The sequence below is a fragment of the Nostoc sp. ChiQUE01b genome, assembly GCF_034531255.1.
Taxonomy (GTDB): domain Bacteria; phylum Cyanobacteriota; class Cyanobacteriia; order Cyanobacteriales; family Nostocaceae; genus Nostoc.
This window is the reverse complement of the sequence record NZ_JAVRBM010000063.1, coordinates 21,933-45,470: the sequence shown is the minus strand read 5'-3', so window position 1 is coordinate 45,470 and position 23,538 is coordinate 21,933. Positions and strand designations below refer to the sequence as shown.

Genomic DNA, 23,538 nt, shown 5'->3' with positions numbered 1-23,538 from the left:
ATGCAAGCTAAATTCAATCCATTGCAAGTTATTATCAACCCACCTGGAATTCAATTTGGGATGCCAGGAGATACCATTGAACTCTATGTTGTTGTAATCAATCAGGGAGATCAAAGTGCGGTTATTGACTTATATTTTGTTTTTGACGAAGTATTTCAAAATTTAACAGGCTGGTCTAGTTCTCCTAGAGAAAGTTTAGCATTAGCTCCAGGGCAAAATAGCGACGAAGTAAAATTTGAGTTTCAAATCGCCGCCAATGCTCTCCCCGGAACCTATGACTATACACTAGTCGTAGATTCACCTCAACATTATCCCCAAGATACTCCTATAACCTTCCCAAACCAAATAAAAGTTCTGCTAAAAGAACAGACCGCAATTCGGGTAAACGATCCGACATTTTCCATTAGACCTAACACTAACCCCAACAAACCGTTAATTTTCAATCCTAGTGAACCTCTGCAAGTGGAGGTAATAGTTGACAATCGCTCTTATCTCGTAGACAGATTCCGCTTGAGTTGTCCAGATTTAGACGATGACTGGTTCACAATTAATTATCCTGCAACTGGATTTGAGGGGCCAGGATTAGTGTCTGACGTGACTGCACTAGAACTCAACCCTGGTACTCAAGGTCAAATATTATTGAAATTTCACCCACCTGGGGATACCCTTGCGGGAAGCTATTCGCCGACAATCCGCTTGTATTCAGAAAACTCTCCAGACTTAGTACTGCTGGATTTGGTGTATATCCAAATTCCGACAAATTATCGCTTAAATATAGAACTTAATACCATTTTGGCACAAGTTAGCCGTAGTCTTGGCAAGTACGAATTATCACTAGCTAACCAGGGCAATATTGTCCGCGAACTGATATTAAGCTTAAAAAGTCGAGACGAGGAAGAACTATATACTTACAAATTTGATCCCACTGAAGTAAGATTATTACCTAATAGAAGTGCTGTAGCCAATTTGACGGTCAAACCCAAACCTTGGTGGCGACGACCGTGGTTTGGTGCAGGGCTAGTGGTCAACTTTCAACTCAACATCAAAGACCAACAAAATTTACCCCTACCGAACACGCTGCCTCAAGGAACTTTGGTATGGAAACCCCGTCCTTGGTGGCAATTTCTTCTGTTAATTTTGGCAATTTTGGGGTTATTGGGAGGAATAGGATTTATCATTTGGCGAATTTTAAACCCCGAACCTTTGAGATTAGAAAATTTTAGTGCAAATGACTCTCAAATTACTGAAGGTGATGAGGTAGCTTTAAACTGGGAAATTCACCACTATAAACAGTTAACAAAGTTAGTTTTGACGGCTAAAGGTTCCCAACCTATTCAACCTATTACTTATGACTTTAGCAATGACATTCCTGAAACACTGGGTAAAGGAAGCGCTAATGAAATACCTCCTTGTCAGGTGCAAGATAAACAAGAGCTAATTTGTAGCAACGTTAAAACTGGAGTGAAAACAAAAGGGAATTACACTTTTGAGTTACAAGCCTTTTATCGCAATGGTATACAAATATTTTCCCGAAATAACCAAGTAGCCACGCAAACTACCCAAGTAGAAATTGCAGAAAAACCAATTGCATCACTAATTGATTTTCAGTTAGATAAAGCACAGTATACAAAAGGTGAAAATATTCTTTTGAGTTGGACAATTGCACGTCCATTATTGCTATCACAACTTCAGATTGTTGGCAATGCCGATGATGGTACATCTTATGGTGAACCAGTTACCTACAAATTTAATCAAGGCAATATTACAGACCCTAAACTTAAAAAACTATGTACACAACAAAATCAACAACTGCAATGTAAAAATATCCCTTTAGTAGCAAATAAAGTGGGAAATTTTGCATTTGAAATCAAAGCTATTTCTAACAATGGAAGTGACAAAATTAGTTCTAAAAAAGCTGAATCAAAAATTTCAATATTACCCAAACCATTTAAGATTGTCTATTTCAAAATCAATGGTAGTGAGCAACCAAATTTGGTTCTCAATGAAGGGACATCTGCTATTCTGAGTTGGAGAGTAGAGGGAGAAAATATTCAGGTTAAACTTCTACCATACGGCAATGACGTTCCAGCAGTTGGTTCAACCAAGTTTCCAGTCAATCAAGCCTTTCCCCCTCAAATCGGACTGCTAGTCAATGATATATCTGGTAAGCAACAACCCCAGCAAAGAGGATTTGCAATCACAGTGCTCAAAAAAGTAGAGCCTACTCCTATACCTGGCATTAACCCAATTCCACCTACTCTACCACCTAGCAATAGCTCATTTAAGACTCCCTTACCTCAGAGGTAACTTTTTGGGCGATGTGAAAAGCAGAGATATATGAAAGTTGCAGACTGCCTCCAAAATCATCTTCTATGCAACGCCTCAATCCCAAAAATAAAGACTCTTTAGTTTCTGGATCTAATTTTATGTATGGCGAGTAAGTGTTCAAAAGTGTTAAATATTCATCGATAGTGTAGGTTATTTCTGATATAACTTGTCCAGATATCAAGTCTTTAAATTGCCCTGAATCAATGGCCATATTTCCTAATTGTCTCAAGATATATTCTTGAGTTTTTTGGTCTTCATATCGGTCAAGAGATGGAGTATGTAATTGATAGACTTGTGATAAACTTTGGTACACTTCGTAGCTGGGTTGAAGTTCCTTATTCCACAATAAAATCAGATAGCCATTCTGTTTTAGGGCATTTGCTGCTTTTGGATATCCAACTTCTGGTGATATCCAATGAAAAGAACTCGCTGCTACAACGGCATCAAATTCAAGTGGCTTGAGTTTCCACTCTTCAAAGGATGTGTTCTCAATCTCTACATTGGAATAGGGTTGACAATTTTGTTGAGCTAACCTGAAAAAATCTGGATTGGGTTCTAAGCAGATTATAGGACAACCCAATTGAGCGATGCCTACTGTTGCAGTTCCAGGGCCACATCCCACTTCCAGAATTTTTGAGTTAGTGGAGAGTTGAGCAAGTTCCACAACTTGGCGAATCAAATCTTGAGGATAGCGTGGTCTTGCCTGATTGTAAGCTTCTGCTGCTGAAGAATACCAATGTTTGCGCTGTTCGAGGTCTGTGCTAGAGTAGCTGATTATTGCTTGTTTTAAGTCTTCCATAATCTATTCAATTCCTGCAAAGAGCGTAAAACTTTGTCTATCGTAGCTTTTGCTAGCTCAATTCCTGGTTTTATGAAAAGCTCGGCGTCTGCGCCCATTTTCAAGCAGAGGTTTCCGCAACGGTACTACTTCCGCTTCACTACTCTCACGTGCTACCCGAATCAACAACCCAGCAGCTATTAAACTGGCAATCATAGAATTACCACCATAACTAAACATGGGCAAAGGTAAGCCAGTAGTTGGTAGAGAACCTGTAGCAACACCGATGTGGAGCAATGATTGTCCTACCATTAAAGTCGTCACACCGATCGCTACCAATCGATGTACTATATTTTTAGCCTTCAGCGCCACAACTAATCCGAGAGTGGCGAATGTAGCTAAAAGTATTAACAACACCATACTGCCAACAAAGCCAAACTCTTCGGCGAACACCGCAAAAATAAAATCGGTATCTTGAATTGGTAAATAAAACAGCTTTTGTTGAGAAAGCCCATATCCAGCTCCCCAAGTTTTACCAGAACCCACAGCTAGTAAACTTTGCACCAACTGGTAGCCATCTCCTGTAGCATCCGCCCAAGGATTGAGGAATGACATCACCCGCTTACGCTGATACTCTTTAATACTAATACTGAGTAGTGCCAACATTACTCCACCAATTGCTGTTCCTCCCAGGTACTTGTAAGGTAAGCCAGCTGCTAAAGCAATTAGCCAGATAGTCATGCCGCAAAGTGCCGTTGTACTCAAGTTAGGCTGGGCAAGAATTCCTAAAAGTACCAGACCAAAAACACCTAACCAAGCGAAGCGAACCCGCCAACTAATTCGTTCCCACTGACCAAAAAGCCGCGCACTTTGCAACACCAAAAAGGGTTTAATTAATTCTGAAGGTTGAATCGGAATTGGCCCAATCGCAATCCAACGCGCTGCATCAAAAGCCTTTTTTCCCAATCCTGGGATCAGTGTGACAAAAATTAACCCCAAAAACAGCAACAAAAACCAATGGGATAGTCCCAAAATTTTCTGCAACGGCGAATTAGCAATAATATTGAATCCGATTAACGAAACTAAGACCCAAAGCAGTTGACGTTTAAAGTAGTACAACCCATCATTCTGACGGGCATCAGCGACAGGATATGATGCTGAAAATAGCATGATCAAGCCGACGAACAGCCAAATCAACGTTAACCAGCGCAACAACCGCGCTTCTAATGCCCAGTTGGAGACTGAACTATCAAAAATTGGAATCAGGTGGCGTAGATTCACGATCAGTACAGGTAAAAAGTTAGAAATTAGGAGTTAAAAATAAAACTCATAAATCATAACTTATAACTCATAAGTAGGCTTTACAACCATAAATCTTAGAGTTGTCAACTTCAATACACCACTAGTTCAATATTTCTGACAAATTGCAATCTGTACTCCGCAGTTAAAAAAGTAGCATTTTATACTCAAGAGTTAATATTGATATAGTTAAGAGCGATCGCTCGAAAATTGAGTTAAAGTATTTATTTAATTAAACTTAATGATTTCATGCAATTAACAAAGTGTAGGGGTTTAAATCCCCGGCTTCTATCAAGCCGCAAGTGTTGTGGCGGGGTCTAAATCCCCGTTACAACACGTAATTGCGAATTGCGAATTGCGAATTGCGAATTGGTTTAAGTGCTTGTTTGTTCATAGATAGGGGAATTTCAATCCAAAACTCAGTTCCTTGCCCAGGTTCTGATACACATCTCAGTGTTCCCCCATGTTTTTCAACTACAATCTGATAGCTAATTGATAAACCTAATCCTGTACCCTTACCAACTGGCTTAGTTGTGAAAAATGGATCAAACAGTCGTTCCTTAACTGCTTCTGTCATTCCTGAACCATTATCGGCAATTCGGATTACACAGTTCGTTTCGATGATTTCCGTAGTAATTGTAATTGTATTAGGATTAGCATGAATTTCTGCGATCGCGCGTTTACTATCATAGTTATCGAGCGCATCGATTGCATTACTGATAATATTCATGAATACTTGATTGAGTTGACCAGCGTAGCAATCTACTAAAGGTAAGTCTCCATAATTTTTCACTACTTTGATCCCAGGATGATCGACACTATCTTTGAACCGATTTTGTAAAATCAGCAAAGTACTATCCAGTCCCTGGTGAATATCAACTCTTTTCTTCTCCGCTTCATCAAGACGAGAAAAATTCCGCAAAGACAAGACAATTTCAGAAATTCGTTCTGCTCCTACTTGCATCGAATTTAGGATTTTGGGCAAATCATCTAGTAAAAAATCTAACTCAATTTCTTTAATGTATTCTTGAACTTCTGACACAGGATTGGCATAAAATTGCTGGTAAAGATACACAAGATTCAGCAAACACTGCGTATAATCCTTTGCATATTTCAAATTTCCGTAAATAAAATTAACAGGATTGTTTATTTCGTGAGCAACTCCTGCTACTAACTGACCCAGACTGGACATTTTCTCAGCTTGGACTAATTGAGCTTGAGTTTGTTGTAGCTCCCGGAGGGATTTTTCCAATTTTTTAGACTGAGCCTCAGCAATTTCAGCCAAATTCTCTTTGATTTGTAGCGCGCTTCGTAGTTGTGCTCTTTGCTGTTTCAGTTCACTTGTTAACTTTTTAGCATCAGCCAAAGCAGTATTCTGAGATTGTAGTAAAAACAGGAAATCAACAATAGGGTCGTGAATTGCAAAGTCTTTGAGTTTTATACCCAGAGGAGCCAGGCTAGTTGTATCTGTAATCCAGGGAGAACCTAAAAAAAATATCACCTCCTCCTCTGGTTGATACATCATCTGACCCTTGAGATGCATTCCATTATGGAGAAACTCTAATATAAACAAAGCACGAGATTGTTTACTAATCGCATCAAAATCGACCAGAATTTTTGGACGATTAATCTGGAAATACTGCTCAATCAATTTACCAACTAATGGTTCAGGACAAATGCGCCCGTAGACATCACCAGCTTGTACAATTTCCCGATTACAGTTAAAGGCAAAGTGGAAAGGAAAAGCTTTCGCCAGCAACTCTGGCGAAAGTGTAAGGTGAGGAGGAGCCATGCTACTGCTCTCAATTTGGTTTATAAATCACTAAAAATTCATCATGTTCAGCACCCTCATCTCGACTTTGGGTTTGGGTAATATGAACTTGTGTATCAAACTTGGTTCCTAATCCCTTGACTAGTCCAAGAATCATTGGCGTTAACCCTTCTCTATCAGAGCGATAATGTAAGCTCAGAGAATTTTCTTCTATATCAGTACACTCAAATGATGGGGGTTGGAGTTTAGGAAAGCTGACTCCCACACGAGCATGAAGATTATCAAGGTTTTCTAAAAACTCAGGGAGTGCATCTCCACTCATATCCATCATTTCGCCATAGCCTTCTTCGGCAGTGTACTGAACCCAAAATTCCCCAAAGGCTTGCATAATCTCTGAGGAAGATAAACCGAGAATGGCACTAGCAGCTTTTACCAGCTTGTGGGTGATGTCATCGGGATAGCCTTCCATACTGAGAAAAACATCTACATCCACCTCTGCTTTGTGCTTGATTTTTTTCCAAGTATCTTCGTCAAAGCGACTGCACACCATGTCTTGAATCGCCTTGTTCACTAATCCGTACATGAAAGCCTCCTCTTGCTGTACCTAATTTTACTTTGTGAATTTGCCTAAGACCCGACAACTAATTTCTTAAAAGGCTTATTTAAATGAGAAAACTTTCTGTAATCAAATCTGAAAATGTTTTATTACAGCTTTAAAAATCGAAAAAAGTAGGGAAAACTGTTCGCATTTTAATGCTATAAATAGTCACTATTACAACCGTATTTTCACTTATTCCTTTTACCCAGCTAGTTTTGAGGGTTTGTAGTAAGGACTTTAGTCCTTACTACGAACTTCTTTACCCATCAATTTCAGCTTGACTAACTACAGGGATTCATCAAAAGGCAGCCATGACTCAGGATAAAAGCTATATTTAGAGATTTGACGCTGAATACCGTTAAAAAATTGGAGACGGGCATCCATAGCTTCTGAAATAGCCAGCTTTATCTTGATATCTTCTTCATTCATGGTAATCTGAGGCTCAATCACTGCTGCTAGCTTCGCTGCATGACTATCATCCACATCAATATGGACTTCAAAAAAGATCAGCGATTCTTTGGGTAAAGGAGTAGCGCCAACAATTCCTTTGTATAGTTGCGTGTACAGCGAGCTAACAATTCCTTCAGAAGCATAACAGACGGCACCGAGCGCAGCTAAATAGCCGTACTTATGTGGCATCTGCAAGTAGGTTTCAATAAGGGCGCGAGTTTCAGGTGCAGTGGGTAGTGATGCCAGAGTTTCGTCATGGATACCAAGTGCGCGGGTAAATTGACGAAATAATTCTGGGTGAGACTGACTTATATCTCCCTGTCCCATTTCGTCAAATAGATTTTCCAAGATGACTAACTGACTAGCTTCATCTTGGCAGCAAGACAAGATGCTAGCTAAAATACGATTAAATTCTTTGGAGAATTTGTACATCTGGACAGCTAGTACCTGTACGTCTGGTAAAAATAAATTTCCAGTCTGACAGCGGATTAGAAACTCATGATTCCATAGAGGATGATTAACCGTTATTTCACGGAAGGAATTTCTCACTAAAGAAGATGTTTGTGTCATCGTGATATTTGTAGGGCTAGATGAAGGGGTTGGTCAAGTAAGGGGCTAAAAAATGATTCATCTATTGCGATATGTTCTGGAGTCACACGCAATTCCTGTAAAATTGGCATCGTATTGAAGCCAGCAATTTTAAGAGCATTAAAGTAATCCTCAAGAGTTTTATGAATCAATTGCACATTTAGCCAAGAACCATCTCGTTTCCAAATACGACCAGGAAACTGCTGATCTCGCTTGCTGAAGTAGCCTGTACCTTCAACTTGAAAATAAAACGGATATGCCGCCTCCCGCATATATGGAAAAGATGGATGGGGAACGCTGAATACAAATCGACCGCCTGGACGAAGAATGCGTGCAACTTCTGCCATACATTCTTGAGTCTGAGCAATTGTCAAATAGTTAAATAGAAACACTGCAACAACTAAGTCAATTTCGCCATCATCAAACTGCTTGAGATTGGTAGCACATCCTACTTCATAGCTAATACCCAACGCATCTTCTACTTCTTGCAATTTTGCTGCTGCAATCATGCTTTCGGAAAGGTCTATTCCGTGCACCCATGCAGCGCCACGTCGGCATAATTCTCGACTGCAATAACCTTCTCCACAACCTATATCAAGTACTCGCAACCCAGTAACAGGCTCACAAAGCTCTAGTACAAAAGGGCGTGCTGTAAAGTCTGATAAAGAAGTAGGTTCTCCTCTAATCCATTCTGATGCTGTGCGATTATATAAGTTTTTAGTTGAGTTTTTATGATTCACATTTGACAATTTTAAGTGTTTATCTATACTTAATTTATGCTTGTCTTCATCAATTTAGTCTGGCAAGACTAAAATAGCTGATGTAGATGTTTTAACAATTAATATGCTTCGCTGAGAATGTTGATTTTACTGATTTTAGTTTGTTGATGATTTTTGCATTTAAAAACTATTACTTTCCTAGTAAAAACTACCTTAAATATGATTATCTTGTTAGTTTCTTTAAATATAAGTAGCTAAGTTAGATTTAACTTCATCAACTTGAATTGTTACTTAGCTAACAGCAGCTTCATATATAGAAATTTTGGTTTTTAAGCTCTAACTTCATCTGAGCTTTACTAATAAAGTTAAAATTAATTATTTTAATTAAGAGAATTAAGAAAAATAAAACAGTATATTTTACGAAGTATCAAGAGAAAAATATTGTTAATTTGTAATAGCCAGATTCGTTTTGAAAACGGAATGGCTTTGAATGTATGAGTTATTTAGCCGATTTAGAATAACGTTGGAAGAAATGATGTTAGAAGAACTGTTAGCAGAATCACCAGTGCGCGATCGCTTACAATATGAGCGTGCGATGTCTACGACGGGCTACGCCTACGCATTTTCTGAGCTTGGCGATCGCCTCTTTGATGAGCTTGCCGATAAAATTGCTACAAGGCGACAGTACCGACTACTGTTTGAACACACATTAAAGCCTGAATTATTCCAACAAATCCGAATTGCTGCTGCTGGTTATATTTCAGCGTGTCTGAATAGTCCCATCATTCTTTCGGAAGCTGAAATGCTTGAACGACTGCTGGAAGCAAGAAGTAATTTGCCCAACTACACCGGCACTGGTCTTTTAATGCCCAAGCGAGAACATACTCTGGCATTTAACCTTTTTCAAAAAAGCGTCGCAGAGGCTTTCTACCAACTAGGAGCAAATGACCTGATTGATGCAGTGGATTTACCAGTAAATCTCCGTATGGTCTACGGCCAGACTGACGCCAAGAAGTTGGGTTTGCCCTTCGCTAGCTCAAAGTGCCATAGCGATGTCTGGGCGGGTGTTGCTGCTGATGCAACTGTAGTGGTTCTGCCATTATTTGGCGACATCGATAATATCACCATCGAAGCAGGTGAAATGCCCCGTGAAATGGAATTACAGTCTATGCAAGTGATGTCAGACTTCGATGAAGGTCGGGATATTCCGATGGTTGTCTCCTACACAGAAGCACAACTACAACACGGCACAATGTACTTTAATGATGCCCGTGGATTGCATCAAACAGTAAGAAGGAAAGCAGAAGGTCTAAGAATTTCAGTAGATTTCCGGTTTCGCAGGAAATTTAATGAAGCTTACCGGGCAATGGTCGCACCTAATATTGGTGGTATTGAAGAAGATATGAGCGTGCCATATCAAGACTGGCTGAAAGTTGGGAAAGAAACGCTAATTGTGTTTGATGAAACTGTTGAACAGACTAAGAATAGACAGAACGCTGACGCTCCAGTTCCACTTTACACTCGAGGTTATCGCCTTTTAAATATGTTTAACTTTTGATTTGCAAAAATCTCAGCCATAAAAAAGAGGTCTTACTCGACCTCTTATCCAATTCCCTAAAATAATATTCTATTTACAGAATTACAACAAGCCAGTATTAGCGCCTTGCTTGCCAGTTGCTAGTTCCACCTTGATAATTGTGCCACCTGCTTTTTGAATGCGTTGCTGTTCGCGGAACCAGTTCTCATAAGGAACTAGCTTAGTGAAGTAAGTATTTTGCAGTTCGCGTTGAGTACGAATTCGGGTTTGGCTGGGAACTAGAGCAGTAATTTTAAACAAACGGGACATATCTTGAAAATCTCCTGTATACTTTGCGAAAACTTTTTTATCTCAAAATCTTGAGTGCAAATCTTTTAATCATTCAAAGGCTGGAAATCAAACATCAATACTAGACCACCAACACTCATCACTGATAATTTACCAAGATAAGCAATATAACGTTCTAGCACTCACAGTTGATTTCCAGACCTTAATAAAGCCGCACCTAAATTCTTAAGCGCAAACTAGTTCTTAGCTTAAGCCAGAGGAGATATAGTCTAAGTAAACGCCCATTTCCTTACCAGCATCAGAACCTACCAAACTGGCAGTTACTTCCTTGATTGCTTGGATAGCTTGTACGGTAGCACCGACGGGAACACCTAAGGAGTTATAGGTTTCTTTCAAGCCATTGAGCACACGCTCATCTAGGATGGAAGGATCGCCAGCTAACATAGCGTAGGTGGCATAGCGAAGGTAATAGTCCAAATCACGAATGCAAGCAGCGTAGCGGCGGGTGGTGTACATATTGCCGCCGGGACGGGTGATGTCAGAGTAAAGCAAAGATTTTGCTACAGCTTCTTTGACGATCGCAGCAGCGTTAGCGCTGATGGTGCTAGCAGCACGTACCCGCAGTTCGCCAGTGGAGAAGTAGCCTTTCAGCTTTTCTAAAGCAGAAGAGTCTAGATATTTACCTTGAACGTCTGCGGAGTTAATGACAGCGGTAATTGCGTCTTGAGCCATGTTGTTAATTCCTTATTTCCAACCGTATTGCAATACTTCTGTTTAAGTAGGTAAACAGCTTTACCCTATCCTAGAAGGGCACCAACTAGGTAGTCGAAGTAGCCAGCAGCTTCACTAGCTTCATCACCAGAGAGCAGTGACGCAGAGCCATTCTTCAGCCCGCGGATACCTTCAGCAACACCATCGATAGGAGTTCCCAAGGACTTGTATAGTTCACGGGCACCAATAACACCAATTTCTTCGATGGGGGTGACATCACCAGCAACGATACCGTAAGTAACGAGGCGGAGGTAATAATCTAGGTCACGCAGACAAGTAGCAGTCAATTCTTGACCGTAAGCGTTACCACCAGGAGACACAACATCAGGACGCTTTTGGAACAGTTGATCGCCAGCTCCTTTAATTAACCGTTCGCGATTGTCTGTCAAAACTTGAGCAATCCGCAGGCGGCGCTCACCAGCTGCAACAAAGGATTTGATCCGATCCAATTCACCAGGGCTGAGGTAGCGTGCTTCTGCGTCAGCATTCACGATCGCTTTCGTGACGATACTCATTAATGGATTCCTCCAATACGAATGAAACCAGGATTTGATTAAACTGGTGCAACTTTGATTTGGTTGACTGAGTTTATTTTCTCGTCGTTTTAGACACAACAGTTTTATAACTGCTACGGCTAATAAATTACGAGTTTGCTTGAGTCAACATAAGTACACAAGCTTTTAAACTCAGCTACCTTCCGCAAAACATTTTCCGGCATTCTGTTGAGCATTTATGACTGCTCTTAATACTTTGTAATATTGCTTTTCAGAATTTACTGTTTTTACTGCAATCTGAGAGCGGTATTACGAAAGGTTACGAATGGGGATTGGGGATTGGGCATTGGGTATTGGAAAGAAAATTAAGTTTCTAATCCCCAGTCCCCAGTCCCCAGTCCCTAGTCCCTAATCACCCGCCTGTACACTGCCGAGGTAGTTACCTGCTGGCAAAGATGGGAAGCGGTTGTAAGGTACAACATCTTCACCGAAGTAGCGGTTATATTCTGGACTTTCGACTATTGCTTTTACAACAGCTGACAATCCACTATCGGCTAGCAGCTTGTTATATTGGCCAATTTCTTCCTGAGTTGCGGGTGTACGCCCCAACAGATGACGGAAGAGGAACTCAATGACCTTGGTATGAGGATAAGGTGATAAGAAGCGCTGGCGATAGATTTGGGAACTAGCTAGTTCACGCACAAACTCCCGCACGGAAATTTCACCATTTTGGAGTTTGTTATCTAAATCAGTGCGACGGAAATGATCGGGCAATTCACCGCTAAATACATCCAATACTTGACGATAAATGGCGTTGATTGCCTGTTGTTTTTCGTCTTGATTGGTGTTTTCTGTTAGACGGTAAATGCGTGCATGTTTACGCACACCCATTTCCACAGTTTGTCCGCTAGCATCGTTGTAGGAACGACCCAGTTCCGCAAAGGATGGCTGACCATTTGTTTGTGATGCGATATCTGCGATCGCCTGTACCAAAAGCTGTGTATCGTTACTAACTCCGACACGGGCTTGTACTGGCTTAAAGCTAGGTACAACCACGTCATCGTTTTGCTTGGTCAGCTGGTTGTAAAGCTTCTCTGTATTCGGGAAGTTTGCCGCTGGCAGGGTCGGGAAGCGACGGTAAGGCACCGTATCTTCACCAAACACCTGGTTATATTCCACACTATCTACCAAAGCACCAATAAAGGCACGAATACCTTGAGTAGCCAAAATCTGGTTATATTTGCGGATTTCTGCTTGGTCTAGTGGCGCACGTCCCAAGAAGTGTTTGGTTCCCAACTCAATCACTTTGGTGTTGGGGTAAGGTGTGTAGAACTCTTTCAGGTAAAGGTTAGAGTAACCCAAACCTTCAATAAATTCCTTCACACTAATTTCGCCATTCCCCAGCTTGCTTTCCCATTTGGTAAATTCGTTTTTGGCGATGTAGGGTGCAATATCCCGCTCAAAAATCTGACGATAGGCAGCGCTAATCAAAGTTTTTACTGCAACCTTGTCAGTAGTATTCGCAACCAATTTGAAGATTTTGGTCTGTTCCCGTTGCTTGCTGACACCTTGGTTAATACGGAACTGAATATCTGGTTCTGACCGATTTTCTGTTACAGTACCCAGTGTCACAAAGCTTGGTGTTACTTCCTTCTGGACTTTCGCGGCAATATCATCACGAATGCTACCAACGCGTAATTGTCGCCCTGCTACACCACCAGGAGTCAGATACCGTTCGTAAGGAATTGTATCTTCACCAAAGGCTTCGCTGTATTCTACGCTGTTAATAATGGCATCAACCACCGCGTAAAAGCCTTGTTTAGCAGCGATATCAAAGTACTTGTTGATTTCTTGACGACCATAAGTCGGACGACCCAACAAGCGGCGGTGAATATACTCGATCGCTTTACAAACATACAGCGATGACCAGTACAGATTGCGGAATACATCCGACTTAGCTAAAGCACGGATAAACTCGCGTACCGAGATGTCGCCGTTTTCCAGCTTGATTTCTAATACCTTCGGGCGCTGACCTTCGTAGACATCGCGACCGAAAACTTGCAGGTAAGCAGCTCTAATTACTGCTTGTGTAGAGCTTTCGGAGTATCTGATGCTAGAACTTTTAGGAGCCTTTTTACCTCTAGTACCAGGCAGTTGGTCTAATTTGAACACCTTGGGACCAAGGGTACCAGGAGCTTCACCCCGCGCTTTGGGATTACTATTTTGGTTATTAATCCCTGCTCCTTGGTGAATCAGGATGCGTTTGGTATCCTTACTAAAAGGAGCCGGACTGGTACTGGGGTTGCGAGTTTCTTTCGGGAAAATCGCCCCAAACTGAATTTCCAAGGGGTCGTTACCAGAACCGTAGGGATGTTGATCTGGTAGCGGTTGCTCATAAGCCGCAAATGTGGTGATGAACTGAGGTATCTTGCGGAAAGGCGCACTGTAGTTAAACAGGTCTTGTTGCGGCCCCCAGTTACGACATTCTTGGGCTTCTTGACCCAGACCCCGGAGGTAAGGTACTGTCTCTTCACCAAAATAGTCGCTGTATTCAGCAGAATCTACTAAGGCATCTACTAAAGCTGCCAGACCACCGATAGAAATAATCGAGAAATATTTTTGTACTTCTTCGCGGCTACTTGGTCCCCGTCCCAGAATGTGACGGAAAGCTAGTTCGATGACTCGGCTGTTAATAAAAGGCTGGTAAAACTGTTTTTGGTAAAGGGGAGATTTAGCTAAACGACGGACAAACTCTTTCACAGAGATGTCACCATTCTTTACCTTGGATTCCAGGTCAGATATGGATAAGCTATAAGCACGGGTAATGTCGCGCTCAAAGATTTGCCGATAGGCCGCTTTGACTACCTCATTTTTTTCGCTACTTGATAACCCAGTCTTCATCACAAACTTGGGACGCCGTTCTGCTGCATTAAAGTAAATTTGCGGCAGTTCTAACCCTTGCTGATCGCTAGAGGGACGTTGGCGTAATTTGTTTGAAGGTGTGGCTGCTTTGAATTCTGTTAACAAAACATCCATGTACTGAGACACAATTTCTGTAGCCTCAGCATCGTTGCGGAAAAATGAAAGTGCCCCGGCTTTGATTTCCTGCAAAGCTACTAGCGTTGCTTCACCAGAACAGGCATTTTCAATGATTTCCCGCAAACCCCTTGTATTCACCGCTATGATGTTGGGGTCGCCAGCAACGATCGCATAAGTAGCGTAGCGCAAGAACCAGGATAAATCCCGCAAGCTCTTGGCCATGTTGCTTGGGCCATATCGAGCAATGTTAATTGGTCTGAAACCTGGAGGTGTAGGGCCGCTGGGGGATGAGTTAAATATTGAGCGTAAATTTTCTAGGAACCCACCACGACTTTCAACGTAGGTTACGGTTCCTAGTTGCATCCCTTGTTGAGCGTTAGCACCAGCACTAACAGGTACTATTTCTATTTCTCTGGGCTTTTCTAAAAAAGCCATTGGCGAACCACCAACAAAAATCCGGTTGGCAGCTCGAGACACAATAATCTCGGCATTGTCTGTCAGCGTCTGAGAAATTTCTAGACGCTTTGCACCAGATACAAAATAGCTTGCCAGTTCATCTAGTTCACCATTTCCCAAGAAGCGGTCTTGCTGCTCCGCTTGGGTAATTGTGGATACAGTTAGGGTTTGATATAGTTGCGGACGCGCAACCGAGCTTCCACCACTCGCCTTAACACTCATCGGATTTGTAAAACTCCCATCATAAGCGTTTATATGTTAAGTCTGGATCGCTTTGAGGCTTGACACATCGGTGTGTCTGTGCTTTATGAGCTTGAGAGTATTGCCTGCAAAACTGCCAGTAAATTAACCCAGTTAGCTTTTAGATTAGAACGTTTTGCGTTCTCAAGGCGGATTTATTAAGAAGTATGTAGAACCTGTATCTTAAATGTCTCTAGTCTTAAAAGTGCATACTCCAGTTTGTCTGAAATTAAGTCTAAGTTTTGTAACTAAGTAGTAAGTTGGGAACTGTCTTTTTTATTTAAACACAAAGGGGTACAGAGGTACGCAGAGAATTTACTACTAATTAATAAATGTTGTACTTAGTCACTGGACAGTGGTTATTAGTCGATGTTAAGTTGTTTTTGCTACTAAAAAACTCATATTTGCAACTGACACTGCACGGTAATGAATTCTTAATTTGTGGTGCTTTAATCTGCAAATAGTCCGTATTTATATGCAGGGGAAATACTATGCACAAAAGTTGTAAATTTAACTATTTATTCAATGCTACCCTATCTGCGATCGCAGTTATTGTAGCTGTCACTCCTGCAAATGCACTTCCAGAGCAAAACATCAATACCGTTGTGAAGTGGGCAAAGACTAGACTTCAACTACCAGCTTTGAGATACAACAGCGAAGCCCACGGTTACGAGGGTACAAAGGGAAATTTATACTTTTATGCTGATGTCACTTCTGAAAATGGGACAGTGACTAAAGAAGGCATAACCGTTAGTGGTGATAAGCGCCTCAAATTCACCACAAAAAATGCCAATGCAGTGAAACTGTTACAAAATATTTATAATTCTAATATTGCCAATGACTTTCAGAAGTCTCGCTATGTCAGCAAAGTTGGGCGTGACCAATTTTATCGTGGGCAAAAGTTTGCTTACATCGCTGCTGAGGTACAAGGTGGGTCATCATTGCAGATAATTCCCTTGAATAAATTGCAAGAGTTTATAGATAATGCCAAATATTGTCAAACCAATCAGTGCGACGTTTAATTAATTGTGTTTGCTGGAATTTACATAAGCATTTTCAGTAAACAAAGGCACGCACCCACTTACGTTGTAAGCGGCAGACAGTTCAATATCTGACTCAAAACCTTTTTCAATCAACTCTTTACCCGAACTGCATTTTTTCAAGTACCCCAATAAATCTTGCTGAAAAGCCTGAAATGTTGTCACAGCAACTTCGGCTTCTGGTGATAGACTGCCATTTAAATAACTGAGAATTGCCCCAGCACCAATTAAATCTTCAAATGCAGGGCGGAGGCTACCATCATCTTTCCACCTCTCACTGGCAGGAATCACAGCAATTTTTTCACCATACTTTTGAGCAAACTGCGCCACAGCTTGGCAATTTCGCAAGCAGCCAGCCAAAGTTGGTGTATTTCCTGTATGTAAAGTCAGAAAAGAACCATTAGGTGATGGTAAAACTAGTCTGGTTCCAGCAGGAATCTGAGTCACCGATTTTGGGGAGAGAGAATATCCAGTTGTAGTCCAACGTTGTCTATGACTTGCTAACTCTGCTTGTACTGATTTGGCATAATCTATAACAGATTCATCTCTCATTGCGTAGGGAAAAATTATCGCGCCGTTGTTGGTAGCAATTTCTACACAGGTAGAAAAAGAGAGAACGTCAACTATCACAATTACATCACTGATGGGAGCGAGTTGAGCAACTCCTTGTGAACCCCACTCACAGCGTAAATTAAACTCTGATTGATTGTAAATCATTGGTGCGATCGCAAAAGACAATTATGATAAAAATAAAAGCACAAATTAACCAAGCAAGTGTAAATAATTAAAGGTTTGTAGTAAGCACGAAGAGTGCTAATTTGACAGATGAAGCCCTGACTACGAACTAAAAGTTAGCAGTAAGTAGTTCAGCAGTTTTAATTAATATAAAACTTCCAGGTTCAAAATATTATGAATTTAACTGTAAAAACTACCTCTCAGACAAATGCACCTAAGTTAACTTATGATGTACTGATTGAAAATCAACAAAATGGCGGAGTTACTGCGACAGTGGTAGGCTTGCCAGATTTTAAAAGCTCTGGTATGACTAAAGAAGAAGCACTAGAAAAACTAATTCAAATTTTACAAGAACGAGAACCAGAAATAGTAACTTTAGAAATTGAGGTTACCCAAACTGAACATCCTTGGATGAAATTTGCAGGAATGCACAAAGATAACCCTCTTTTTGCTGAGGTGCTGGAATACATAGAAACTGAACGGAGTCAAATGGACTTGGAGAATGGGACAGAGTGAGTATTATCTGGATATTAGATACAGACATCTGTCGTTATTTCAAAATAGTCATCCACTAGTCACGCAACGCATAAGATAGGAGAACAGCTGAATTTAAAATATCCAATGCTATTTGGTACTGTGTCGGTTCAGCTTGAGCAAATATATCAGCATGATCATACAATATTACGTATCTTTCAGCCGGACACCATGTTAAATCAGTGATACATTCATCAAAAGCGTCCCAGTTAGCACCAAAGTATGTAGGAAATTGCATTGCTTCAGCAGCTTTACTTAAAAATGTTTCTTTACTATTAATTTTTTTACCATCAAGATAAAAAACTTTAGTTCCTGGTTCTGCGGCTATTTGTTCCACTACTTTGTATAATACATGGTTATATTACTGATTATCTGACTATTGTTGAATATCTGTGAGGATTTCCTTAGCTGCTTCGTTTTCTAAACTTATAGCTTTCCGTAAATCTCCCATTCCTTGAGGCTTATTTCCATTCATAATATGACTAGCACCTCGGACAAAGTAGGCTTTGTCATTATTGGGATTTATCTTAACTGCTCCGTTACAGTCATTTATTGCCTCACTATAATCTTTCAGGTGAAAATGGGCTGAACAACGTAAAAAGTAGGCTTCGTCATTATTGGGATTTATCTTAACTGCTTCGTTACAGTCATCTATTGCCTCACTATAATTTTTTAAGTTCACATGGTCTGAACAACGGTTCACGTAGTCTTTATCAAGGTTAGAATTTGTTGCAGAATTCAAATTATTAGCAAAAATAATTAGTGAAAGTGAAGAAACTGCTATTAAACCTATTAAAATAAGAGCAATCATTTTATAACGGATAATTAGCAGATTTATGTAGGCTTGCGTAAAGTTGGGATCAATACGCAAAGCTTCGTTACAATCGTTTATTGCTCTCTCTTTGTCTCCTAATGCAGAATGTGCAAGCCCCCGGTTATTGTAAGCAATCGCATGATTAGGGTTCATACGCAAAGCTTGGTTGTAATCGTTTATTGCCCCCTGTGTGTCTCCCACCAAATAGCGCCTAAATCCCCGGTTGTTATAAGCATCAGCATCTTCATCTTTACAAAGGATACGTTTTTTAGGAAATATAGGAAATATATCAATACCAAGTTTTGTAGAACGATCGCACCAATAACACTTACCATAAGTTCGGCTGTAGTAGTGGCTGTCTACCTTTCCACAGATAGTTAACTCATTAACAGCAAGTCTGAGCGCCTTTACCCAATCCCCAGCAGTTGGGCGCAAGTTAGAATTTTTATAACCATTGTTAAAGCATCTGAGAAAACATCGCTGAACCTCTGGGTGAACAATCTCAAGAGGAATCGTCCTTTCTACAGGTTGAATTAAACTATTTGGTGCATACAGCCATAAACCCCGGCGGATAAGTTCATTAGTTTCTGGAGTTTCCCCCGCGCCTATCCACTTTCCTGCAAAAGGACTTTCGCCACCAAACAACAACTGATAGATAATGACTGCTAACCGGAAGCGATCGTGTACTTCCGTTTGATCAATGCTAGAAAAATCTTTATCAATCAGTTCTGGTGGTGTAAAGCCGTCTGTACCAACTAGACAACGATAAACCTTATTATTTTTCGGATTCCGAACCTGAAAAGAATCAGTATCAATAATTGAAGGTAAGGCGCGATCATTTACAAGAATATTTTGCGGCTTGATGTCACCCAAAACATAGCCAGAAATGTGAATTGCTTCAATAATTGAGGTGATATTCAACGCTGTTGTGTGGAAAAAACGCCAATCAACGTTAAGTTTCAAATCCTTTCTTTTCTTGGGATTGTATACATCAATAAGTTCTTTTGCTTCTTTAATTTCCGGCATTAAAAAGCCCACACAATTAGCCTGAGCATCTTTCAGTACCGACTTAGGCCAAGCAAAAGAAATATGATTGAGATGAGAATTTGGCTCTTTGGGTCGGTGCGTTATCATCACCGCCAACTTTTGCACATGCTCAGGAGTTGGCGAGTGGTAAATTTTTGCTAAGTAACCATTGCGATTAGTTCGCCAAACTTTACCTTCACCACTATTAGCGAGCGGTTCACCCAGCAAAGTAATCGATTGACCCGTACTGGCACAGGTGAGAACTGTCATCGAATTTTACTCTCTATCAAACAAGCACAAAAGTAGGGTTTTATCATCGTCAGTGCGAGAATTTAGCCGTTCCGAGTTGAGGAATTCTGTCAGATATTTATCTTCATCCTCTGGATTAACAGCTTCGTGTAAGTATTCCTCCAAAGGTTTAAAAAAAGGTGGGAAGGGTTTCCAGTCGCTCAAGCGAATTGCAACTTTTTCTAGTCCATCAGTGGAAGCACAAATAAACTCTTGTTTTTGGAAAATAACCTCTACCTGCATTTCTTCTAGTGCATTTGTTGAGGTAATAAAAGTTGTTTCATTAGCAAACTCACCTTTATCTGGCTGAAACAACAGTTTATATTCTGACTCTTGAGAACGCACCACAATAAATCCATCCCCGATTTGCATAGCTGCAAACCAGTCAGGAGTTGCAATGAAAAATAATAACGTACAAGCTAAATCATTGACAGAATAATCTTCTTTGTCTGCTTGATTATGTAATTCTGTAATAACTTGGTTCACAATCTCAGCAAACACTTTCTGAGCTTCTTCTTTGGACAGTGGTTGAGAAAAAGCTTGCTTCTGAGGAAATTCATTAATATCAAAAAAGCATTTAAGTACCGTTTCTACCGCCAACTTAGAACCAATATCAGAATTTTTAGCACTACCAGCACCATCAGCAACTGCGCCTACAATCACATCCTTAAAGATGCGATAATCCCCATAATCTTGACAACCTATCCCCTGTTTTTGATGACTTGTTCCAATCTCAGAACGTGTAACAGCTTTCCAATCCACAAAATTTCCTCTAACTAGTAATTTGACCCCATCCCATAGCCGGTAAAGCTACAGCTTGCCCCACTTTGCCACTAGAAACCCGTTTGATTGAAGCAGAAAGCCAGACAAACAGCTCACGAAAATCTAAGCCATTTAGCTTAACTGGTGGACGTTCAGGAGGAGAAATTTGTTTGAGGATATTCGTATCAGCATCCTTTACACCAACCGCAAAAAATGATAGTCCGCTTTGTGCTTCTGCTTGTCTCAATCTTTGCGCGGCTGAATCCCAGGAGTCAGTTGGCGCTCCGTCTGTAATCAAGAATACCCAAGGGCGATAATAGAGAATACCGTTGTCTTTATAAGTCTGTTTCCGGTTTTCTAGAAAATCCAAAGCATACTCAATCGCCCCACCCATTGGGGTAACACCATCTACTTCCAATGTAGGCGGTGTAAATTGGTCAATCGTCACAAAGTCTTGTATCAGCTTAACTATAGGGCCAAATGTAATCATGGCCACTTCTACACTTAGCGATGCTTGTGAATCTTTTTGTACATCTGCTTTAAAAGCAGCAAGTCCTTGATTTAACTCTTGGATAGGCTGACCTGACATAGAGCCAGAAGTATCGAGTAACAGAATTACAGGGCAACGATTTTCTGGATTTTCAACGAATTCCGGCATTCCTACAGCCATTAAATACTCCTGATCAAGTAAATTATTATACAAAATTACAATTAAATTTTATTAGCTAATAAATACTTAAACACTAGTGTTTTTACTGAAACAACTTCTCTGCTTAAAATATATGGGCTGATGGCGATCGCAATTATCTGTATACCTGAAGTGTTCCGCATTCGCTAAACTCAGAATTGCTGCAATATTGCTCCTGAAATGTCAGACTTCCAAACCTTAGCGCTGCTGTTGCCAGACTTTACGATACCTATGCCTTCTAAAGATATATTCCATCAATCTGTTCGCACTGCTTTAGAAAAAGATGGTTGGATGATTACCCATGATCCACTGCATCTGAAAGTTGATGACATTGAATTTTTTGTGGATTTAGGAGCAGAAAGACTATTAGCAGCACAAAAACAAGGTCAAAAAATAGCTGTAGAAATTAAATCCTTTGTAGGTGCATCTGAAGTAACGGAATTTCATCTCGCTTTAGGTCAAACCTTGAATTATCGGCTAGCATTAAAAAAAGAAGAACCAGAACGTATTCTATATCTAGCTATTAGCCAAGATACATACCAAGACTTTTTCTCACGTAAATTTATTCAAGATTCTTTAAAAGAATATCAAATTAAACTTTTAATATTTAATTCTTTAAGTCAGGACATTGTTTTATGGAAGGAATAAATTACTCTCAAATTATTCAAGATATTTTAAGCAACCATTCCGCTAATGACGTAGCTAATGGCACAGAGGTTCAATTATTGTTTGACGCAGAACGCCATCATTATCAAGTCTTAAATATTGGCTGGAAAGAACAACGGAGAATTTATGGAGTCATCATTCATGTTGATATCAAAGAAAAAAAAATTTGGATACAAAGAGATGGTACAGAAATCGGTATCGCTAATGAATTAATTGCTGCTGGAGTACCTAAAGAAGATATTGTATTAGGATTTCATGCTCCTTATAAACGCGAATTTACTGACTTTGGTGTTGGATAAGTAGCAGTAAATAAGCAATAGTAATCTTTGCTCTCATCAGCCACTATCCGCTAAACTCAGAAATGCTGCGTTATTCCTGATCATGTCCGATTCCCAAACTGTTAGTGCTGCTGTTGCCAAACTCTACAATACATATCCCTTTCCGCCGGAAGCCCTGTTGGATGAACCACCTCCAGGCTACAACTGGCGCTGGAATTGGCTAGCCGCTCATAATTTCTGCACGGGTCAAAAACCCCAAAGGCAAGATATTCGGATTTTAGATGCAGGTTGCGGTACTGGTGTGGGTACAGAGTACTTGGTTCACCTCAATCCTCAAGCTTCTGTTGTCGGAATTGACCTTAGTACAGGTGCTTTAGCCGTAGCAAAAGAACGTTGTCAGCGTTCAGGGGCTAACCGCGTTGAATTTCATCACCTCAGTTTGTTTGACGTCGAACAGTTGCCCGGTGAGTTTGATTTAATTAACTGTGTTGGCGTTTTGCATCATACCCCCGATCCTATTCGCGGTATTCAAGCTTTGGCGAAGAAGTTAGCCCCAGGCGGCTTGATGCACATTTTTGTGTATGGGGAGTTGGGACGCTGGGAAATTCAACTTATGCAAAAAGCGATCGCACTTATTCAAGGTGACAAAAAAGGCGACTACCGCGATGGTGTCCAAGTCGGACGAAAGATATTTAATTCTTTACCAGAAAATAACCGAATTGTCAAATACGATAAACAACGTTGGTCGCTAGAAAACAACAAGGATGAATACTTTGCTGATATGTACGTTCATCCTCAAGAAATTGACTATAACATTGAGACGCTGTTTGAATTAATTGATGCTGCGGGATTGGAATTTATTGGTTTCTCGAATCCGAGTTTCTGGGATTTGGAGAGACTTTTAGGTAAAGCACCAGAGTTAGTAGAACGGGCAAAAGAATTGAGCGATCGCCAGCTTTATCGCCTGATAGAATTATTAGACCCAGAAGTAACTCATTACGAGTTTTTCCTCGGTCGTCCTCCTTTAATCAAAGCTGACTGGTCAGAGGATAATGTTCTACTAGCAGCGATTCCCGAACTGAATCCTTGTATTGAAGGATTTCCCAGTCAATGTTTCTTTAATTACGATTACCAAATTGTTAATTTATCTGTAGCAGAGTTTGAGTTTATGCAAAGATGTGATGCTAATTCAAAAGTGGCAGATATTTTAGCAAGTGTACAATTGGGATTGGATGGGGTAAGAACCCTTCTTCAGCAGCAGCTAATTTTATTGACACCTGCTTAGTACAGTTTTGTGTAAAAGCATAGCGTATTTAATGCAGGCGAACGCATTAACAATGTATTCCGATGC

Annotated in this window: 21 protein-coding genes and 1 pseudogene; 7 read left to right on the top strand and 15 right to left on the bottom strand. The window is 40.5% G+C overall.

All coding sequences use genetic code 11. The annotated features are described in order from the left end of the window. Nucleotides 1-2,307 (top strand): hypothetical protein, encoded by a 2,307-nt coding sequence (locus RMY63_RS30235; protein ID WP_322732250.1) that lies wholly within the window; start codon nt 1-3, stop codon nt 2,305-2,307. Here RMY63_RS30235 and RMY63_RS30230 read toward each other — a convergent pair. The 6 genes from RMY63_RS30230 to RMY63_RS30205 form a co-directional block, all read right to left on the bottom strand. Next, nucleotides 2,282-3,127: a class I SAM-dependent methyltransferase gene (locus RMY63_RS30230; RefSeq protein WP_322732249.1), complete on the bottom strand. Its 846-nt coding sequence runs from the start codon at nt 3,125-3,127 to the stop codon at nt 2,282-2,284. The genes RMY63_RS30235 and RMY63_RS30230 overlap by 26 nt on opposite strands. A gap of 57 nt (nt 3,128-3,184) precedes the next feature. After that, entirely contained in the window at nt 3,185-4,387 is a 1,203-nt protein-coding gene (locus RMY63_RS30225) for an FtsW/RodA/SpoVE family cell cycle protein (RefSeq protein ID WP_322732248.1), read from the bottom strand. Between the two features lie 346 nt (nt 4,388-4,733). Beyond that, nucleotides 4,734-6,197, bottom strand: coding sequence for a sensor histidine kinase (locus tag RMY63_RS30220; RefSeq protein ID WP_322732247.1), 1,464 nt, complete (start codon nt 6,195-6,197; stop codon nt 4,734-4,736). 10 nt (nt 6,198-6,207) lie between these two features. After that, nucleotides 6,208-6,759, bottom strand: a complete 552-nt coding sequence (locus tag RMY63_RS30215; RefSeq protein ID WP_322732246.1) for a heme NO-binding domain-containing protein — start codon at nt 6,757-6,759, stop codon at nt 6,208-6,210. 300 nt (nt 6,760-7,059) lie between these two features. Then, nucleotides 7,060-7,794, bottom strand: coding sequence for an iron-containing redox enzyme family protein (locus RMY63_RS30210; RefSeq protein WP_322732245.1), 735 nt, complete (start codon nt 7,792-7,794; stop codon nt 7,060-7,062). Continuing rightward, nucleotides 7,791-8,552, bottom strand: coding sequence for a class I SAM-dependent methyltransferase (locus RMY63_RS30205; RefSeq protein WP_322732244.1), 762 nt, complete (start codon nt 8,550-8,552; stop codon nt 7,791-7,793). Before RMY63_RS30205 ends, RMY63_RS30210 begins: the two co-directional genes overlap by 4 nt. A gap of 469 nt (nt 8,553-9,021) precedes the next feature. Here RMY63_RS30205 and RMY63_RS30200 point away from each other — a divergent pair, with 469 nt between their 5' ends. Continuing rightward, on the top strand, nt 9,022-10,089 hold the full coding sequence (locus tag RMY63_RS30200) for a hypothetical protein (RefSeq protein ID WP_322732243.1): 1,068 nt from the start codon (nt 9,022-9,024) through the stop codon (nt 10,087-10,089). An 81-nt stretch (nt 10,090-10,170) separates the two neighbouring features. Here RMY63_RS30200 and RMY63_RS30195 read toward each other — a convergent pair whose 3' ends face one another. The 4 genes and pseudogenes from RMY63_RS30195 to RMY63_RS30180 all read right to left on the bottom strand — a co-directional run. Next, on the bottom strand, nt 10,171-10,377 hold the full coding sequence (locus RMY63_RS30195; protein WP_292746978.1) for a phycobilisome linker polypeptide: 207 nt from the start codon (nt 10,375-10,377) through the stop codon (nt 10,171-10,173). Nucleotides 10,378-10,599: 222 nt separating this feature from the next. After that, nucleotides 10,600-11,088 carry an allophycocyanin subunit beta gene (gene apcB / locus RMY63_RS30190; protein WP_104908010.1) on the bottom strand — a complete coding sequence of 163 codons (489 nt, stop codon included), beginning with the start codon at nt 11,086-11,088 and terminating at the stop codon, nt 10,600-10,602. Nucleotides 11,089-11,153: 65 nt separating this feature from the next. Continuing rightward, nucleotides 11,154-11,642 (bottom strand): allophycocyanin subunit alpha, encoded by a 489-nt coding sequence (gene apcA, locus RMY63_RS30185; RefSeq protein WP_322732242.1) that lies wholly within the window; start codon nt 11,640-11,642, stop codon nt 11,154-11,156. Between the two features lie 396 nt (nt 11,643-12,038). Further along, nucleotides 12,039-15,338 (bottom strand): annotated as a pseudogene (locus RMY63_RS30180) (phycobilisome rod-core linker polypeptide); the annotation flags it as partial. Nucleotides 15,339-15,847: 509 nt separating this feature from the next. Here RMY63_RS30180 and RMY63_RS30175 point away from each other — a divergent pair. Next, entirely contained in the window at nt 15,848-16,378 is a 531-nt protein-coding gene (locus RMY63_RS30175) for a hypothetical protein (RefSeq protein ID WP_322732241.1), read from the top strand. Here RMY63_RS30175 and RMY63_RS30170 read toward each other — a convergent pair whose 3' ends face one another. Further along, the gene (locus RMY63_RS30170) at nt 16,379-17,113 is read right to left on the bottom strand and encodes a 2-phosphosulfolactate phosphatase (protein WP_322732240.1); all 735 of its coding nucleotides are present in this window, start codon (nt 17,111-17,113) and stop codon (nt 16,379-16,381) included. 192 nt (nt 17,114-17,305) lie between these two features. Here RMY63_RS30170 and RMY63_RS30165 point away from each other — a divergent pair, with 192 nt between their 5' ends. After that, nucleotides 17,306-17,647, top strand: coding sequence for a hypothetical protein (locus tag RMY63_RS30165; protein WP_322732239.1), 342 nt, complete (start codon nt 17,306-17,308; stop codon nt 17,645-17,647). A gap of 55 nt (nt 17,648-17,702) precedes the next feature. On the opposite strand, the gene RMY63_RS30160 is transcribed toward RMY63_RS30165, so the two are convergent. The 4 genes from RMY63_RS30160 to RMY63_RS30145 are packed head-to-tail and all read right to left on the bottom strand — an operon-like array spanning nt 17,703 to nt 21,225. Next, the gene (locus RMY63_RS30160) at nt 17,703-18,002 is read right to left on the bottom strand and encodes a barstar family protein (protein ID WP_322732238.1); all 300 of its coding nucleotides are present in this window, start codon (nt 18,000-18,002) and stop codon (nt 17,703-17,705) included. A 39-nt stretch (nt 18,003-18,041) separates the two neighbouring features. After that, nucleotides 18,042-19,775 carry a tetratricopeptide repeat protein gene (locus RMY63_RS30155; RefSeq protein WP_322732237.1) on the bottom strand — a complete coding sequence of 578 codons (1,734 nt, stop codon included), beginning with the start codon at nt 19,773-19,775 and terminating at the stop codon, nt 18,042-18,044. A 6-nt stretch (nt 19,776-19,781) separates the two neighbouring features. Then, nucleotides 19,782-20,555: a PP2C family serine/threonine-protein phosphatase gene (locus RMY63_RS30150; protein ID WP_322732236.1), complete on the bottom strand. Its 774-nt coding sequence runs from the start codon at nt 20,553-20,555 to the stop codon at nt 19,782-19,784. Between the two features lie 10 nt (nt 20,556-20,565). Continuing rightward, complete coding sequence (locus RMY63_RS30145; RefSeq protein ID WP_322732235.1) at nt 20,566-21,225, bottom strand: vWA domain-containing protein; 660 nt, start codon at nt 21,223-21,225, stop codon at nt 20,566-20,568. Nucleotides 21,226-21,474: 249 nt separating this feature from the next. On the opposite strand from RMY63_RS30145, the gene RMY63_RS30140 reads away from it, so the two are divergent. The 3 genes from RMY63_RS30140 to RMY63_RS30130 all read left to right on the top strand — a co-directional run bounded on the left by RMY63_RS30140 (nt 21,475) and on the right by RMY63_RS30130 (nt 23,472). Continuing rightward, nucleotides 21,475-21,891, top strand: a complete 417-nt coding sequence (locus RMY63_RS30140; RefSeq protein ID WP_322732256.1) for a XisH family protein — start codon at nt 21,475-21,477, stop codon at nt 21,889-21,891. Next, nucleotides 21,879-22,208 (top strand): XisI protein, encoded by a 330-nt coding sequence (locus RMY63_RS30135; protein WP_322732234.1) that lies wholly within the window; start codon nt 21,879-21,881, stop codon nt 22,206-22,208. Before RMY63_RS30140 ends, RMY63_RS30135 begins: the two co-directional genes overlap by 13 nt. A gap of 82 nt (nt 22,209-22,290) precedes the next feature. After that, complete coding sequence (locus tag RMY63_RS30130) at nt 22,291-23,472, top strand: class I SAM-dependent methyltransferase (protein ID WP_322732233.1); 1,182 nt, start codon at nt 22,291-22,293, stop codon at nt 23,470-23,472. Nucleotides 23,473-23,538 lie beyond the last annotated feature (66 nt).

What these genes read in the sequence shown, in the direction of transcription:
- RMY63_RS30145 (WP_322732235.1), bottom strand. Translation starts at nt 21,225, where the DNA reads ATGGCTGTAGGAATGCCGGAATTCGTTGAAAATCCAGAAAATCGTTGC.
- apcB (WP_104908010.1), bottom strand. Translation starts at nt 11,088, where the DNA reads ATGGCTCAAGACGCAATTACCGCTGTCATTAACTCCGCAGACGTTCAA.
- RMY63_RS30210 (WP_322732245.1), bottom strand. Translation starts at nt 7,794, where the DNA reads ATGACACAAACATCTTCTTTAGTGAGAAATTCCTTCCGTGAAATAACG.
- RMY63_RS30195 (WP_292746978.1), bottom strand. Translation starts at nt 10,377, where the DNA reads ATGTCCCGTTTGTTTAAAATTACTGCTCTAGTTCCCAGCCAAACCCGA.
- RMY63_RS30135 (WP_322732234.1), top strand. Translation starts at nt 21,879, where the DNA reads ATGGAAGGAATAAATTACTCTCAAATTATTCAAGATATTTTAAGCAAC.
- RMY63_RS30155 (WP_322732237.1), bottom strand. Translation starts at nt 19,775, where the DNA reads ATGACAGTTCTCACCTGTGCCAGTACGGGTCAATCGATTACTTTGCTG.
- RMY63_RS30170 (WP_322732240.1), bottom strand. Translation starts at nt 17,113, where the DNA reads ATGATTTACAATCAATCAGAGTTTAATTTACGCTGTGAGTGGGGTTCA.
- RMY63_RS30175 (WP_322732241.1), top strand. Translation starts at nt 15,848, where the DNA reads ATGCACAAAAGTTGTAAATTTAACTATTTATTCAATGCTACCCTATCT.
- RMY63_RS30130 (WP_322732233.1), top strand. Translation starts at nt 22,291, where the DNA reads ATGTCCGATTCCCAAACTGTTAGTGCTGCTGTTGCCAAACTCTACAAT.
- apcA (WP_322732242.1), bottom strand. Translation starts at nt 11,642, where the DNA reads ATGAGTATCGTCACGAAAGCGATCGTGAATGCTGACGCAGAAGCACGC.
- RMY63_RS30215 (WP_322732246.1), bottom strand. Translation starts at nt 6,759, where the DNA reads ATGTACGGATTAGTGAACAAGGCGATTCAAGACATGGTGTGCAGTCGC.
- RMY63_RS30165 (WP_322732239.1), top strand. Translation starts at nt 17,306, where the DNA reads ATGAATTTAACTGTAAAAACTACCTCTCAGACAAATGCACCTAAGTTA.
- RMY63_RS30230 (WP_322732249.1), bottom strand. Translation starts at nt 3,127, where the DNA reads ATGGAAGACTTAAAACAAGCAATAATCAGCTACTCTAGCACAGACCTC.
- RMY63_RS30235 (WP_322732250.1), top strand. Translation starts at nt 1, where the DNA reads ATGCAAGCTAAATTCAATCCATTGCAAGTTATTATCAACCCACCTGGA.
- RMY63_RS30200 (WP_322732243.1), top strand. Translation starts at nt 9,022, where the DNA reads ATGTATGAGTTATTTAGCCGATTTAGAATAACGTTGGAAGAAATGATG.
- RMY63_RS30140 (WP_322732256.1), top strand. Translation starts at nt 21,475, where the DNA reads ATGCCTTCTAAAGATATATTCCATCAATCTGTTCGCACTGCTTTAGAA.
- RMY63_RS30220 (WP_322732247.1), bottom strand. Translation starts at nt 6,197, where the DNA reads ATGGCTCCTCCTCACCTTACACTTTCGCCAGAGTTGCTGGCGAAAGCT.